Origin of the sequence: Pseudomonas sp. GM48, assembly GCF_000282335.1 — a bacterium.
Lineage (GTDB): Bacteria > Pseudomonadota > Gammaproteobacteria > Pseudomonadales > Pseudomonadaceae > Aquipseudomonas.
In genome coordinates, this window is record NZ_AKJM01000083.1 from 1 (window position 1) to 15,262 (window position 15,262).

The 15,262-nt window shown below is 61.5% G+C and carries 13 protein-coding genes; 7 read left to right on the forward strand and 6 right to left on the reverse strand.

The window, feature by feature from the left end:
* Positions 1–22: 22 nt before the first annotated feature.
* Positions 23–925, reverse strand: coding sequence for a LysR family transcriptional regulator (locus tag PMI28_RS13590; RefSeq protein ID WP_007987324.1), 903 nt, complete (start codon positions 923–925; stop codon positions 23–25).
* 199 nt (positions 926–1,124) lie between these two features.
* Between PMI28_RS13590 and PMI28_RS13585 the strand changes: the two genes are divergently transcribed.
* The 7 genes from PMI28_RS13585 to PMI28_RS13555 all read left to right on the forward strand — a co-directional run bounded on the left by PMI28_RS13585 (position 1,125) and on the right by PMI28_RS13555 (position 10,610).
* Positions 1,125–2,624 (forward strand): purine-cytosine permease family protein, encoded by a 1,500-nt coding sequence (locus tag PMI28_RS13585; protein WP_007987325.1) that lies wholly within the window; start codon positions 1,125–1,127, stop codon positions 2,622–2,624.
* Positions 2,621–3,463 (forward strand): nitrilase family protein, encoded by an 843-nt coding sequence (locus PMI28_RS13580; RefSeq protein WP_007987326.1) that lies wholly within the window; start codon positions 2,621–2,623, stop codon positions 3,461–3,463. The genes PMI28_RS13585 and PMI28_RS13580 overlap by 4 nt, the downstream gene beginning before the upstream one ends.
* Positions 3,464–3,550: 87 nt before the next feature.
* Positions 3,551–4,570, forward strand: a complete 1,020-nt coding sequence (locus PMI28_RS13575) for a helix-turn-helix transcriptional regulator (protein WP_007987327.1) — start codon at positions 3,551–3,553, stop codon at positions 4,568–4,570.
* Positions 4,571–4,771: 201 nt separating this feature from the next.
* Positions 4,772–6,568 (forward strand): amidohydrolase, encoded by a 1,797-nt coding sequence (locus PMI28_RS13570; RefSeq protein WP_007987329.1) that lies wholly within the window; start codon positions 4,772–4,774, stop codon positions 6,566–6,568.
* 18 nt (positions 6,569–6,586) lie between these two features.
* Positions 6,587–8,326: an amidohydrolase gene (locus tag PMI28_RS13565; RefSeq protein ID WP_007987331.1), complete on the forward strand. Its 1,740-nt coding sequence runs from the start codon at positions 6,587–6,589 to the stop codon at positions 8,324–8,326.
* A 108-nt stretch (positions 8,327–8,434) separates the two neighbouring features.
* A complete protein-coding gene (locus tag PMI28_RS13560) occupies positions 8,435–9,175 on the forward strand; it encodes a TorF family putative porin (RefSeq protein WP_007987333.1) in 741 nt (246 codons plus the stop codon).
* Positions 9,176–9,221: 46 nt separating this feature from the next.
* Positions 9,222–10,610, forward strand: a complete 1,389-nt coding sequence (locus PMI28_RS13555; protein ID WP_007987335.1) for a purine-cytosine permease family protein — start codon at positions 9,222–9,224, stop codon at positions 10,608–10,610.
* A gap of 117 nt (positions 10,611–10,727) precedes the next feature.
* On the opposite strand, the gene PMI28_RS13550 is transcribed toward PMI28_RS13555, so the two are convergent.
* The 5 genes from PMI28_RS13550 to gcvH form a co-directional block, all read right to left on the reverse strand.
* On the reverse strand, positions 10,728–11,444 hold the full coding sequence (locus PMI28_RS13550) for a L,D-transpeptidase family protein (protein WP_007987336.1): 717 nt from the start codon (positions 11,442–11,444) through the stop codon (positions 10,728–10,730).
* Positions 11,441–12,199 (reverse strand): M15 family metallopeptidase, encoded by a 759-nt coding sequence (locus tag PMI28_RS13545; protein WP_007987337.1) that lies wholly within the window; start codon positions 12,197–12,199, stop codon positions 11,441–11,443. The genes PMI28_RS13550 and PMI28_RS13545 overlap by 4 nt, the downstream gene beginning before the upstream one ends.
* A gap of 33 nt (positions 12,200–12,232) precedes the next feature.
* On the reverse strand, positions 12,233–13,222 hold the full coding sequence (gene lipA, locus PMI28_RS13540; RefSeq protein WP_007987339.1) for a lipoyl synthase: 990 nt from the start codon (positions 13,220–13,222) through the stop codon (positions 12,233–12,235).
* Between the two features lie 138 nt (positions 13,223–13,360).
* Complete coding sequence (gene glyA, locus PMI28_RS13535; RefSeq protein ID WP_007987342.1) at positions 13,361–14,617, reverse strand: serine hydroxymethyltransferase; 1,257 nt, start codon at positions 14,615–14,617, stop codon at positions 13,361–13,363.
* 32 nt (positions 14,618–14,649) lie between these two features.
* Positions 14,650–15,033 carry a glycine cleavage system protein GcvH gene (gene gcvH, locus PMI28_RS13530; RefSeq protein WP_007987343.1) on the reverse strand — a complete coding sequence of 128 codons (384 nt, stop codon included), beginning with the start codon at positions 15,031–15,033 and terminating at the stop codon, positions 14,650–14,652.
* Positions 15,034–15,262: the final 229 nt, after the last annotated feature.

The following is a 15,262-nucleotide window of genomic DNA, read 5'->3' on the forward strand; positions in this document are numbered from 1 at the left end:
AGCAAGCCCGCTCCCACAGGACCTACACCGCTCCGAAAATCTCGATCAGCTCATTCAGGAACGCACTCACCAGATCGCGCTGGCGAGACGAATGCCGCACCGCCGCATGAAAGCTGACCTCATAGCGCAGCAGGTCCGGATTCAGCGGGTGCAACTGCCCCAGCTGTTCATGGCGGGTCGCGTAGTGCTGCGGCAGAAACCCCAGGTGCTGGCCGGACAGAATCAGCAGGGCCGCGCCGTCCATGCTGTCAGTGAGCACGGTCAGGCGTTCGATTGATGTGGGGGCCGGCATTTCCGGCAGCGGATGGCTCGGCCAGACCCAGTCAAACCCGCTGACATCTTCGCGGGTCAGTGCGCCGACCTGGTCGAACAACGGATGCGAGGGCGCGCAGTAGGCAATCTGGGTTTCCGGGAACAAGGGGAAATAATCGATGCTGGGCAAGCGGTGCCAGAAGTAGCCGATGGCCAGATCGATATGGCCATTGATGATTTTTTCCTCCAGCAAGGATGACGATAGCTCGGTGAAATGGAAATACAGCCCCTCGTGCCGAGCCCGCAAATGGGCAATGGCCAGGCCGATTTTCTTGTTCGCCACCGGATCGATTTGCCCCAGCAGGCCGATGTTGATGCTGCCCGAGACTTTGCGGTTGATGTGCTGCACCTCGACCCGGAAACCCTCGGCCGCCGCCAGCAAGCGTCGGGCCGCCTCGATGAATTGAGTGCCTTTGGGCGTTACGGAAAACCCGCCACGCCCGCGTTCGCACAGACGGAAACCGACCCGCGCTTCCAGCGTCGCCAGTTGCGCGCTGATCGTCGGTTGGGTGGTGTTGAGGGCGGTTTGTGCCGCCGAAATGCCGCCGGCCTCGACGACGGTCAGAAATACCCGGATCAGACGCAGATCCAGCTCCGTTACAGTTCCCAGCATGGGGGCTCCCGACTCTCGATTACATAGGTGCTGATCTATGTGAACAGTGTGCCTGCGATATTTTATTGCCGGAACTCACGCCCTACATTGCCGTGAAACCAGCGTCATCGTCAGCTTTTTATGGAGTTTCACCGGATCTGGACGTCGTGGCGAGCGCTGTACCCACAAAAACAACAAACAACAGCATAGGAACAATCGTATGTCAGGTTCCCCAGTGTCTGCGCGCGCCGCCGAGACGAGCGGCGGATTGGCCATCGAAGGCCACTCGATCGATTACATTCCGGAAAACGAACGCCACGCCAAACTCAGCAGCCAGGGGCCGTTCTGGTTCCTGGGTAATTTCCACTTCTTCACTATCTCCATTGGTTTTGTCGGCCCGAGCCTCGGTTTGTCGGCATTGTGGACCATGCTCGCCGGTGCCCTGGGCATCATGTTCGGCACCATTTTCATGGCGTTCCACGGCTCCCAGGGCCCGGAAATGGGCCTGCCGCAGATGATCCAGTCCCGCGCACAGTTCGGTTATCGCGGGGTCATCCTGGCCTTGATGGCGACGATGTTCGTGTTCGTCGGCTTCAACGTGGTGAACATCTCGCTGATCATGAATGGCCTGGAGCACGTGTTTGGCATCGACCCGACCATCGTCGCCGTCGCCGTGGTGCTGATAGGCGCACTGTTGTCGATCTACGGCCACGACCTGATGCACAAGGCGTTCAAGTGGGCCTTGCTGGCGACTTTGCCGCTGTACGCCCTGGTGACCATCGCCCTGATGTTCGGTGCGGGTCAGGAAGGTGTCACGCCGGCGACCGATCTGGGCTTCAACTGGGTGGCCTTCGCCACGCTGTTCGCCATCGGTGCCAGCTACAACATTTCCTATGCACCCTACGTGTCCGACTATTCCCGTTACCTGCCGAAAAACACCAGCCGGGCGAAACTGATCGCGGCGGTGTTCATCGGTGCCTCGTTGTCCGGCAGCTGGATGATCGGCCTCGGTGCCTGGCTGGCGCAGCAGTTGAAAGCAGCGGATGCACTGGTGGCGTTGAATCAGGTCGGTTCTTCCATGGTGCCGGGGTTGGGCAATCTGCTGGTGATCGTCTCGGTGGCGGGCTTCCTGCCGATCATTGCGCTCAACACCTACAGCGCCATGCTGACGCTGCTGACCGGTGTCGACTCGATCAAAAAAATCACCCCGACTCCCCGCGCCCGCGTGCTGTCGATCAGTGTGATCAGCGTGATTCTGTTGACCTGCGTGCTGTCGATCAAAGGTGACGGCATCGCGCTGTTGAACACCTTCCTTGTGTTGTTGCTGTACTTCCTGGTGCCGTGGACAGCGGTGAACCTGGTGGACTACTTCTTCGTGCGCAAGGGCCGCTATGCGATCCCGCATTTCTTCACGCCAAAGGGCATCTACGGCGCCTGGCAATTTCGCGGCATTGTCTCGTACCTGATCGGCTTCGCCGCGATGGTGCCGTTCTTCTACATCTTCGATGCCGCCGCCGGCAAAGAGGTTTTCGTCGGCCCGCTGGCGCGGGTGCTGGAAGGCGTGGATATCGCGTGGCTAGTGGGCCTGGTGGTGTCGGGGCTGACCTATTACCTGCTCAGCCGCTCGATTGATCTGGCCGCCGAGCGCCGGGTGATCGACGCGCTGAGCGAAAGCGACATCGTCGCCATGACCCATTCATTTGCGGAGGCAGGTCGTTGAACAGCGTAAAAAATACGGTGGTCGCCTGCTGCCAATTGGCACCGAAAATAGGTGACCTGGCCTACAACCGCACGCTCACCGAGCGCGCGATTCGTCAGGCGGCGTACCTGGGCGCGCAGGTTGTCGTGTTGCCCGAACTGGTGCAGAGCGGCTATCTGTTTGCCGACCGCGACGAGGCGCTGACCCTGGCGGAAACCACTGATGGCCCGACCTTGCAACTCTGGCAGACCCTGGCCCGTGAGCTGAATCTGGTAATAGTCGGCGGATTCTGCGAGCGCCTGCCCGGTGATGAGCTGGCAAACAGCGCGTCGATGATCGATGCCCAAGGGTTGCGTGCGGTGTACCGCAAGGCGCATCTGTGGGATGCCGAAAAAGAAATCTTCAGCGCCGGCGATGCCGCGCCACCGGTGGTCGAGACGGTTCATGGGCGTCTCGGCATGCTGATTTGCTACGACCTGGAGTTTCCCGAGTGGGTGCGACTGCCGGCACTGGCCGGGGCCGATCTGCTGTGTGCGCCGGTCAATTGGCCAGACGGTCCGCGGCCGCAAACCGAGCGCCCGGCGGAAGTGCTGCGGGTGCAGGCCAATGCTTCGGTGAACCGGATGTTCATTGCAGCATGCGATCGCTATGGCCATGAACGCGGGGTTGGCTGGGTGCAAGGGTCGGTCATCGTCGATGCTGACGGTTACCCCTTGGCCGGTCCGGCGGAGCAGGGCGGCGAGCAGATCCTGCTGGCGACGCTGAACCTCGCCGAAGCGCGCAACAAGCGCATCAGCGCGCGCAACGACCTGCATCAGGACCGCAGACCACAGTTGTACGGGTTGAACAGCAGTTTGTAACCGTTGATGTCACGGCGAACTGGACGCCATTCCCGAGCCTATGGCATCGTCGCGGCAACAGACCATGCAGTGAACGGGATCGCAAAAATGGAGGGGGCAAACCAGGTTGACGACAACAGGTCGCTGGCCACGCTGAAGGCGTTCAATCATTGCGTGTTGCACCTGGGGCGGCTGGCACGGGAAAGCGGGGCGTCGCGGTTCATCGCCGATGGCGTGCAAACATTCGCTCAACTGGTGCCCTTCACCTCTGCGTGGTGGGGCGAGATGTCGCCCCCCGGCAACGTTACCCCGCAAAGCTGGATGCACGGACGCATCAACCTGCCCGAATCCTTTGTTGCCGAATGGCATCCGGTAGCGGCCAATGACAAATTCTCCCATACCACCTTGAATCAACCCGGCGAGGTGTTGCGCGACAGCGGTTTCAATGACCCCTGCGAAGCGGTCAACGACTTCGCCCGGCGTCACGACCTGTTTCATTTGATGTGCATCACCTTCGAACTGCCTGAAAGCGGCTTGATGTTCTTCGTCTGTCTCTACCGTGGTGAGCATGAGCAGGCATTCAATGAAACGGAAGGCGAGCTGTTTTCCGCTTACTGCGAACACCTGTTCCAGCTGTGGCGGTTTCAGGTGCAGGACATGATCCGCTTCGACACCGACAATGGTGCGAGCGACTCCGGGATCGCGCGCATGGACGGCAGTCTGCTCTATGTCGGCGCCCGGTTGTGTGCCGCGATTCAGCGCGAACTGCCCGGCTGGAGCGGGTCGACACTGCCGGTCGACGTCATTGCGCAATTGTCCAAAGCCCCCTGTGTGATCCGCCTGGGCCGCTGCGCCCTGACCCTCAGCCCCAACGCCGAGCACGTCATCCTGTCCCTCGATGCGCCGTCAGGCGGAGACGGCCTGGCACCACGGGAACGCAGCGCAGCGATGCTGTTCGCCGCCGGCCATTCCTACAAAGAGATCGCCAAACTCCTCGCCCTGAGCCCCGCGACCGTGCGCACCTACCTGCGCAATTGCTACTTGCAACTCGGTGTGAAAAGCAAGGTGGAGCTGGGCTCCGTCCTGCGTTCGCCGGGTGCGCTGGCGGAGTCCGTGCGCCGGGATTAATCCCCGCCGTTTCAATTATTTGCCTGCCCCCTCCTCATTTGCAGAGGTCCATTCGAGCGCTGCGCCCTATAGGGTAGTCCCTGTCTATCAAGGGCTTGTGCAGTCGCTTCGGGCCGCTTCAAAACAATAAGAACAGGGGTGAGGCATTTGAGACTTTCCAGGTTGTTCATCGCCGTTGCATCGACAACGGCGTTTTCCTGCATGGCATTGGGCGCGACGCCCGCCGACACGGTCATGCGCAATGGCTACGTCTACACCGTCGATGGCCAGGATTCCGTGCAACAGGCCATCGCGATTTCCGCCGGCAAGATTGTCTACGTGGGCAGCGATGCCGGGGTTGACGGCTACATCGGCAAGCAAACCCAACTGATCGACCTGGCCGGGCGCATGCTGATGCCGGGGTTCGTCGATGCGCACATGCACCCGGGGGATGGCGGTCGTGCCATGACGCTGTGCGATCTGAAATACCAGACCATGACCCGCGCGCAGTTTCAGGCGAGCATCCAGGCCTGCCTCGATGCCGAGAAGGACAAGGGCCCGGATGTCTGGCTGGAAGTCGGCAGCTGGGATCGCATGGGCATGACCGGGCTTGACGGCGACGCCGACAAATCGACCCTGGACGCGCTCAAGACCAAGCGTCCGATCCAGGTGCGCTCCACCGATTTTCACACCGTGTTGACCAACTCTCGCGGCCTGGAACTGGCCGGGATCAACAAGAGCACCGTCGACCCCGAAGACGGCAAGTACCGACGTGACAGCGTCGGCAACCCGAACGGCATCTGCGAGGACGGCGCCGCCGAATCGTTGGCCGCCGTGGTGCCGCCCGCGACCGACGCGGAAAAGCTCAACCAGACCCGTGCGGCCCTCGACGCCATGCGCCAGCAGGGCATCACCAGCTTCTTCGATGCCCTGTCGGGACCGGAAAGCGGCAAGGCCTTCACCAGCCTGCAAAAGTCCGGCGAACTGACCGCCCGGGCCTTGCTGGCGATCAAGCTGGACCCGGCCGCCGCTGCCGCCGACCCGGTGAAAACCATCGCCGAGGCCAAGGCCCTGGCCAACACCTACGACCAGGGCGAAGTGCATGTCGCGCCGGGCGTGAACATGCGCCACGTCAAACTGTTCATGGACGGCATCATCAATGCTCCGGCGGACACCGGCGCCATGTTGACGCCGTACCTGCACAACAGCGGCACTGACAAGGCGCCGAAGTGGACACCGGGCAAAAACCTGGGCGAACTGTACTTCCCGCCGCAAGTGCTCAATCCGTTGTTGCTGGAGGCGGTCAAGGCCGGGTTCGATCCGCATCTGCACGCCACCGGCGAGCGCGCGGTGCGGGATGCACTGGACAGCGTTGCCTACGTGCGCGAGCAACTGCCGGGCAATCATTTCCGCCCGGCCATTGCGCACGCCGAATCGGTCGATCCTGCCGACTACCCACGCTTCAAGGCACTGGACGTCACGGCCACCATGTCGTTCCAGTGGGCGCAGCAGGCACCGTCCACGGTCGACGGCACCAGCGATCACCTCGGCGCCGAGCGATTCGAGCGCATGGAACCCTCGGGCAGCATCGCCCAGGCTGGCGGCCGTGTGGCGTTTGGCAGCGACTGGCCGGTCGATCCCCTCGATGAGTTCCTGGCGCTGAAAATCGGTGTCACCCGCTCCGGCGACCCCACCAATCCGCACAGCTATGGACCGAAATATGCCGGGCGACTCAATGCCGATCCGGCCATGTCGCGAGCCGAAGTGCTGCGCAGCATCACCCTCAATGCCGCCCAACAGCTGAAGCTGGATGCGGTGCTGGGCTCGGTCGAAGTCGGCAAGTTCGCTGACCTGATCGTGCTGGACAAGAACTTCATGCAGGTGCCCGAAGAGGAGTTGGGTCGCAACGACGTGCTGCTGACGTTGGTTGGCGGCAAGGTCGTGTGGGCCAAGGCGCCGTTCCTCGGGCTGGCTCCACAGGTTGCTTCCCAAGTCGTCAGTTCCCGATCCGTCCAATAAAAACCAGAGAGCGTTCCGATGCGATTTATTCCAAACCTGTTGGCCGCCGCGCTGGCGTTATCGTCGGTGCAAGCGATGGCCGCCGCCGACCTGGTGTTGTTCAACGGCAAGGTCTTTACCGCCGAACCCGGCCAGGCGCTGGTGCAGGCTGTTGCGGTACAAGACGGCAAGATTCTGAAAGTGGGCAGTAATGCCGAAATCAACGCCCTGGCCGATGCCGGGACCCAGCGTATCGACCTGGCGGGCAAGGTGTTGATGCCAGGCATGATCGACACCCACAGCCACCCGATCGTGGGCGCTTTCGACAACATGAAGGCCAACCTGCTGGACGAGGTCAAACCCTTGCCGGAACTGGAGCAATGGTTGATCGAAGAGGACAAGGCCGGCCGTGCCAGGGCCGGTGATGTGATCAGCGTCGCCGGGGTCAGTTCGGCCTATTGGGAAAAAAGCCGTGAACTGGGCAAAGTGTTCAATCAGGGGCGTTGGGCCGATCAGCCGATTGTCTTCAGCGGCATCGACGGCCACACCGGTTGGGCCAACAACGCGATGCTCAAGCGCCTGAACATCGACGCAGCACTGGTCAAGAGCCTGCCGGAAAAAGACCGCGGTTACATTGGGCATGAACAGGATTTCACTCCTAACGGCTACTTTGCCGAATCCCGCTGGGACGTGGTGCGCGGCGGGATCCCCGCGCCCAGCCCGGAGACCATGCTCAAGGCCGCTCGCGAGGCGGTGAGGGTTAACAATCAATACGGCGTCACCGCCTGGATGGACGCTGCGGCGAATGGCGGCAGTGAGGATTCGCTGTTCGATTTCAAGGCCACCACGGAAAGTGTCGGCGTGCTGCCGCTGTACAAGGCGCTGGCGCAGAACGGTGAACTCAGTGCTCACGTCGCGGCATTGATGGTCACCAACCCGAAGAGCCGCCCGGCCGATCTGGAAGTGATTGCCACGGTGATGAAGCAGTTCGAAGGCGTTCCCAACCTGACATTCCCCGGCATCAAGGTGTTCACCGATGGCATTCTCGAATTTCCGGGGCAGACCGCCGCGGTCATCGTGCCGTTCAAGAACAGCCACAAGAACGGTCAGCTGCTGATCGAACCGGCGCACTTCGGTGAGTTGGTGGTGGCGGCAGAAAAGCGCGGCTGGATCGTGCACATGCATGCGGTCGGCGACCGTGCGGTGCGTGAGTCGCTCAATGGCGTGGCCTATGCGCGCAAGCTCAATCCGACGCCGGTGCCGCACAGCATCGCTCACCTGCAACTGGTCAATCCCAAGGAGTTTGCGCGCTTCAAGCAACTGGGGGTGATTGCCTCCATGCAACTGCTGTGGGCTACCGGCGAGACCTACACCGTCGAACTGGTCAAACCCTACATCAGCGCTTTCGCCTACGGTTACCAGTATCCCGCCCGATCGCTGCATGACGCCGGCGCGGTGATTGCCGGCGGCAGTGACTGGCCGGTGTCCAGCCCCAATCCGTTCAACGCCATTGCCCAGGCCAGCACACGCAAAGGGCCGCTCGGTGTGCTCAATGCCAAGGAGAGCATCGACCGCCAGACCATGTTCTACGCCTACACTCTCAACGCCGCCAAAACCCTGCGTCTGGAGCAGCAGATCGGTTCGCTGGCGCCGGGCAAACAGGCTGACCTGATCATCCTCGACCGCGATGTGTTCAAGGTCAGCGATGACGAACTGTTCGAGACCAAAGTCCTGAAAACCTTCTTCGCCGGCAAGCAGGTCTACGCGCCCGCGTCCTGACCTGCGTTCAACCGCACTGCCTGAAAACTGCCAGGCCCTCGCATTGCGACGGGCCTGGCAGCGCCGTGGCTGAAATTCCCTGTACCCCCATAAAAACAAGAGAAGCGCATGAACGTACTTTCAGCTTTGACCCTCGCCGCACTGGCATTGGCGCCTTTGACCAGCCAGGCCCTGGCCCTCAACGATGACTTCAGCCTGGACATGACCCTGGGCGTCGTCAGCGACTACCGTAGCCGCGGCATCTCGCAAACCCTGGGCGATCCAGCGGCCCAGGCCGGCGCAACATTGCTGCACAGCAGCGGCCTGTACATTGGCGCCTGGACCTCCAACGTGGATTTCGGTGGCGGCTTCGATACCCGGCAGGAACTTGAGTACTACGCCGGTTACTACTGGCAGGCGACGGACGCGATCAGCCTCGATCTGGGCTACATCAAGTACGACTACCCGAAAAATTCCGAATTCAACCTGAGCGAGGTCTACGCCATTCTCGACGTGTACGGCGTGAAGCTGGGTGCCTATTACTCGAAGGACACACCGAACGTTTTCGGCGAAGACCAGGACACGCTCTACACCTATGTCGGCTATAGATTCTCGTTGCCGGCCGAAGTCGGCCTGGAGCTGCGCGTGGGGCGCAACGATGTGAAAGACCCGGCTTTCTGGTCCGCCAACGGCGACAACCGCGAGGCCTACTACGAGTGGGAAGCCAAGCTGACCCGCGACTTCGTCGGCGTGACCTGGGGCCTGAGTTATGTCGACACCGACCTGACGAAAAGCGAGTGCAGTGGCTGGTATGGCTATGACGATCTGTGCTCGGCCACGGTGGTGGCGAGCGCCACCAAGACCTTCTAAGTTCTACCCCTGATAACAAAAACAGTTCCTCAAAGGAAACACCGTCATGAGTGTGCAACGAAGTTCCCTGATCGAAACCCGTTCGATCGATTTCATCCCCGAGGCCGAGCGTCACGGCAGTCTCTACAGCCAGTTCACCCTGTGGCTCGGCGCGAACCTGCAAATCACTGCCATCGTCACCGGCGCCCTGGCCGTGGTGCTGGGCGGCGATGTGTTCTGGTCACTCATCGGCTTGCTGATTGGGCAGCTATTCGGCGGTGCCGTGGTGGCGCTGCACGCGGCGCAAGGGCCGAAGCTCGGCCTGCCGCAGATGATCTCCAGCCGCGTGCAGTTCGGGGTGTATGGCGCGGCGATCCCGATTGTCCTGGTATGCCTGATGTACCTCGGTTTCAGCGCCACCGGCGCGGTGTTGTCGGGGCAGGCGATTGCGCAATTGATCAGCGTCAGCGACAGCGCCGGCATCCTGATTTTCGCGGCGTGCATCGCGTTCCTGACCATCTTCGGTTATCGGGTGATTCACCTGGTCGGGCGGGTGGCCAGCGTGCTGGGCATCATCGCCTTCGCCTATCTGTTCACCCGGTTGATGACCCTCAACGACATCGGCCTGTTGCTCGACAATCGTCATTTTGGCTGGAGCACCTTCCTGCTGGCGGTGTCGCTCTCGGCGTCCTGGCAGATCGCGTTCGGTCCTTATGTGGCGGATTATTCGCGTTACCTGCCGAGCAAAACTTCATCGTGGAAAACCTTCGCTGCCGTCGGTCTCGGCACGGTGCTGGGGGCTCAGGCTTCGATGGTGCTCGGGGTGTTCGCCGCCGCATTGGCCGGGGCGAATTTTCGTGGGCACGAAGTGGCGACCATTGTCGGTCTGGGCAGTAGCGGGGTGATCGCGTCTTTGCTGTACCTGAGCATTGTGTTCGGCAAGGTCACAGTGTCGACCCTCAACGCCTACGGCAGTTTCATGTGCATCGCCACCATCATTACTGGCTTTCGTCGCCGCCTGGAAATCACCGCCCGCCAGCGCATGCTGTTTGTGCTGCTGATCGTCGCGGCATCCACCACGCTGGCGTTGCTGGGGCAGTACTCGTTCCTCAACTCGTTCAAGTACTTCATCCTGTTTTTGCTGACGTTCTTCACTCCGTGGAGCGCGATCAACCTGGTGGATTACTACTTCATCAACAAGGAACGTTACGACATCCCGGCACTGTCCGACCCGGCAGGCCGCTACGGTCGCTGGAACGTGCTGGGGATCAGCGTGTACGTGATTGGCGTGTTGATCCAGTTGCCCTTTGTCGACACCCATTTCTACTCCGGGCCGATGGTTGCGCAATTGGGCGGCGTGGATATTTCGTGGATCGTCGGGTTGTTGGTGCCGGGGGTGATCTATTACGCGTTGGCCAAGCCGTCGATGAGTGGCGTGGTGGTTGAACGGGGTTAACACCCGCATTTGTGGCGAGGGAGCTTGCTCCCGCTGGACTGCGTAGCAGTCCCATCTTGTAGGGCCGCTACGCGCCCCAGCGGGAGCAAGCTCCCTCGCCACAGGGTCCGGCGTTGACTAGCGCTTGGGGAGTTTCCAACGCTCACGCAACTGCTCGTACTGCGCTTCAGGCAGTTGCACCAGCACCGGGGATTTGCCCGGGTCCAGCCAATCCAACAGCCGCGCAATATCCGCCGGGTCCATGGCCGTACAGCCGCGGGTCGGCGCCGTGGGGCCGCGCCAGATGTGGAAGAAAATGCACGAGCCGGCAGCGGGAGAGGCCGGGGTATTGTGCTGGATGAAAATGCCCTGGCGGTACAACTCATCTGGGCGGCGCATCCGTTCGGAGCTGCTCCAGTCTTTTTCGACGACCGCGCCGTCGACCAGTTCGTTGTAGCGAGTCGATTGGCTGTCATCCACGCATTCGATGCTCGGTGTCAGCGACAGATAGGGCAGGCGGGTATCGGCCGAAGGCGCGTAGCCAAACGCCGTGCCCAGCTTGAACATGCCAGCTGGCGCCTTTCCATCGCCTTCCTGCTTGACCGGTCCTTCAGGTGGCCCGCTGTCGAGCAGCCCCTTGCCCCAGCCCATGCCGTTCTTGCCGAGAACGACGGCAAAGGATGCTTCGAATTTGCGCAAGGTCTGCCCGTGCCGTTCATAGCGCTGGGCAGTACCCTGGATATCATTCCAGCCTTTACTGGTGACCACGATCAGTTGGTCGCTGCCGTCGAGTCCCTGGGCCATGGCGGCCAGCGGAAAAAACGCCACCAACAGGGTCTTGAGCAGATGGTTCATGGCGTTAACGGCGTGATGGGGAAGTCCATGACGTCCGGCTTCGGCGGATTGCCGCTGTACGTGAAGTGCCACCACTCGGCCGAATAACCCACAAAGCCTTCCTTGGCCATGGCATCGGTCAGTCGCTGGCGATTGGCTTTGGCCGTGGCGTTGATCAGCGCCGAATCGGTGTGCGCCCGTTCATCGAAGCAATCGAACCCGGTGCCCATGTCGAGCGCGCCGTCGTGCCAGCGCTGGCCGTAAGGCGCCGTGCAATCCACTTGATGGACGGATGGCGTCCAGGTATCGGCAGGCAGGGCGTCGGGGCCGGTCAGGGTCAGGTCGACGGTGTTGCCCCGGGAGTGATTGGACACCCGTGCCACGTAACCCAGGCGCCAGAAGTCCTGTTTGTCGACCCGTGGATAGAATTCGGTCTTGAGCGGGTCGCCGGGCTCGTTGGCGAAGCGGCCCATGTCCGCTACCGCCCGCACCGGGCGATAACAGTCGAATACCTTCAAACCGTAACCCTCGGCGTTCAGTGCCGTTTGCACTCGGGCCAGGGCTTTGGCGGCGTCCACGGACAGCAGGCACTCCGGCGCCTGATAACCGTCGAGCGGGTGTCCGGTAAAGTTGTGGGCGCTGGCGTAGCGGATGTCCTGCACGATGCCCGGGTCGACCGCACGCAGATACACCATGTGCCCGGGTTTCGGTTCGTCGGCCATGCACGGCGTGGCAAGGCTCAGGCACAGCAACAACAGACAGGGTGAACGAGACATCGGAAGCGGCTCCATGCATTACCAGTCAACTCATCATGGCTTGAAACCGCCTGCACCTCCATGAAGTTGTTGATCGGCGTGATAGGACGAGCGCACCAGCGGCCCGGACGCGACGTTCTTGAAACCCATGCGTGCACCTTCCTCGGCGAACCAGGCAAAGGTGTCCGGGTGCACGAAGCGCTGCACCGGCAAGTGACTGCGGGAGGGCTGCAGATACTGGCCGAGGGTCAGCATGTCGATGTCGTGCTCGCGCATGCGCTGCATGACCTCGATGACTTCCTCGTCGGTTTCGCCAAGGCCCAGCATCAGCCCGGATTTGGTCGGCACGTGGGGCACCGCGTGCTTGAATTTCTGCAGCAGGTCCAGCGACCATTCGAAGTCCGAACCCGGCCGTGCGGCTTTATACAGGCGCGGTACGGTTTCCAGGTTGTGGTTGAACACATCCGGCGGTTCAGTGGCGGTGATCGCCAGTGCCACGTCCATGCGTCCGCGATAATCCGGCACCAGGGTTTCCAGTTGCACGCCGGGCGACAGCTTGCGGATTTCACGCAGGCAATCGACAAAGTGTTGGGCGCCACCATCGCGCAAATCGTCGCGATCCACCGAGGTGATCACCACGTACTTCAAGCGCAGTTCGGCGATGGCCACGGCCAGGTTCATCGGTTCGTTGGCATCCAGCGGCTTGGGCCGGCCATGGCCGACATCGCAGAACGGGCAGCGACGGGTGCAGATGTCGCCCATGATCATGAACGTGGCGGTGCCACCGGAAAAACACTCGCCCAGGTTCGGGCACGAGGCTTCTTCGCAGACGCTGTGCAGCTTGTGTTTGCGCAACAGTTGCTTGATCCGCTCGACCTCGGGGGAGATCGGCATGCGCACGCGAATCCAGTCGGGTTTGCGCGGGAGTTCATCCGTGGGAATGATCTTCACCGGAATCCGCGCGACCTTGTCCGCGCCGCGCAGTTTGGTGCCGACCTCCACCTTGGCCGGGTTGTTGCCGGTCGATTCGACAATGGCGTTCATGGTGTTTTCCTTGTGCAATTGCGCAGATCCTGTGGGAGCGGGCTTGCTCGCGAAGGCGGCGTGCCAGTCAATATTGATGTCGACTGACACGGCCCCTTCGCGAGCAAGCCCGCTCCCACAGGGTTCTATGTTGTCTGGTCAGTCGCGGTAGACCGGGAAGTCCGCGCACAGGGCGGCTGCCTGTCGGGCGACGTTGGCCTCGATATCGGCATCGCCCAGGTGGTCGAGGATGTCGCAGATCCAGCCTGCCAGGGCGATGCTTTGCGCTTCCTTGAAACCACGGCTGGTGATCGCAGGGGTGCCGATGCGCAGGCCGGACGTCACGAACGGCGATTGCGGATCGTTGGGCACGGCGTTCTTGTTGACGGTGATGCCGGCGCGGCCGAGGGCGGCGTCGGCGTCCTTGCCGGTCAGGCCCTGGCGGATCAGGCTGACCAGGAACAGATGGTTGTCAGTACCGCCGGACACCACGTCGTAACCGCGTTCGATAAAAACTGACGCCATGGCCTGGGCATTGCGGATCACTTGCGCCTGATAGGTCTTGAATGCCGGTTCCAGCGCCTCCTTGAAACACACGGCCTTGGCCGCGATCACGTGCATCAACGGGCCGCCCTGACCGCCGGGGAACACCGCGGCGTTAAGTTTTTTCTCCAGTTCGGGATTGGCCCTGGCCAGTATCAAACCGCCGCGTGGGCCACGCAGGGTCTTGTGGGTGGTAGTGGTGACCACGTCGGCGTAGGGCAGCGGGTTCGGGTACAGACCGGTCGCCACCAGACCGGCGACGTGGGCCATGTCGACGAAGAAGTACGCGCCGACCTTGTCCGCGATCTGGCGGAAGCGCGGGAAGTCCAGGGTCTTCGAGTACGCCGAGAACCCGGCGATGATCATCTTCGGCTTGTGCTCGACGGCCAGGCGCTCGACTTCGTCGTAATCGATCAGGCCAGTGGCGGTATCGATACCGTACTGCACCGCGTTGTAGAGCTTGCCGGAAAAACTCACCTTGGCGCCGTGGGTCAGGTGACCGCCGTGGGCCAGGCTCATGCCCAGCACGGTGTCGCCGGCTTGCAGCAGGGCCAGATAAACCGCGGCGTTGGCCTGGCTGCCGGAGTGCGGCTGGACGTTGGCATAGTCGGCGCCGAACAGTTGTCTGGCACGGTCGATGGCCAGTTGCTCGACCACATCGACGTGTTCACAGCCGCCGTAATAGCGCTTGCCCGGATAGCCTTCGGCGTACTTGTTGGTCAGGCCGCTGCCTTGGGCTTGCATCACCCGCTGGCTGGTGTAGTTCTCCGAGGCGATCAGTTCGATGTGGTGTTCCTGCCGCGCATCCTCGGCGTTCATCGCCGCCAGCAGTTCATCGTCGTAGCCTTTGATCTGGTCGTGTTTGCTGAACATGGGGTGGTCCTTTTTCTGGATTCGTGGGGGCTTCAAGCGTCGGCGTGTTCGGCGGTCAGGCGTTCATAGGCGTCCAGATCCAGCAAGTCGCTCAACGCCTCGACATCGACCGGTTTGAAACGGAAGAACCAGCCTTCGCCCAACGGGTCTTCGTTGACCAATTCCGGGGTGCTCTCGAGCGTCGCGTTGATCTCGACCACTTCACCGTCCAGCGGCATGCCGATACTGCTGGCGGCTTTCACCGACTCCAGCACCGACACTTCAGCGCGTGCATCGAAGGCGCCCAGTTCAGGCACCTGAACGAACACCACATCCCCCAGCGCCTGCTGGGCAAACGCCGTGATGCCGACGGTGACCAGGCCATTGCTCTCAAGGCGCAACCATTCGTGATCGACGGTGAAACGCAATTCGCTCATATCAACTCCTTATTGTTTTAAGGCTCGTGGCGGGGCGACGAGCGGGGTTGGAGGAGTGATAGCAAGGGCGGTGCCAATGTTTATTAGTTGTTCTAAATCAATGGCTTAAAGTGTTTTTACAAGAAGGGAACGACGAGTGTCGTATTGAAATCAATACAGGCAAGTAAAGCCTCGGACGCAAGCGCCGTGATAGCTGGCAGGCAAGTGGTTGTCTTGATTTCGCTACGCT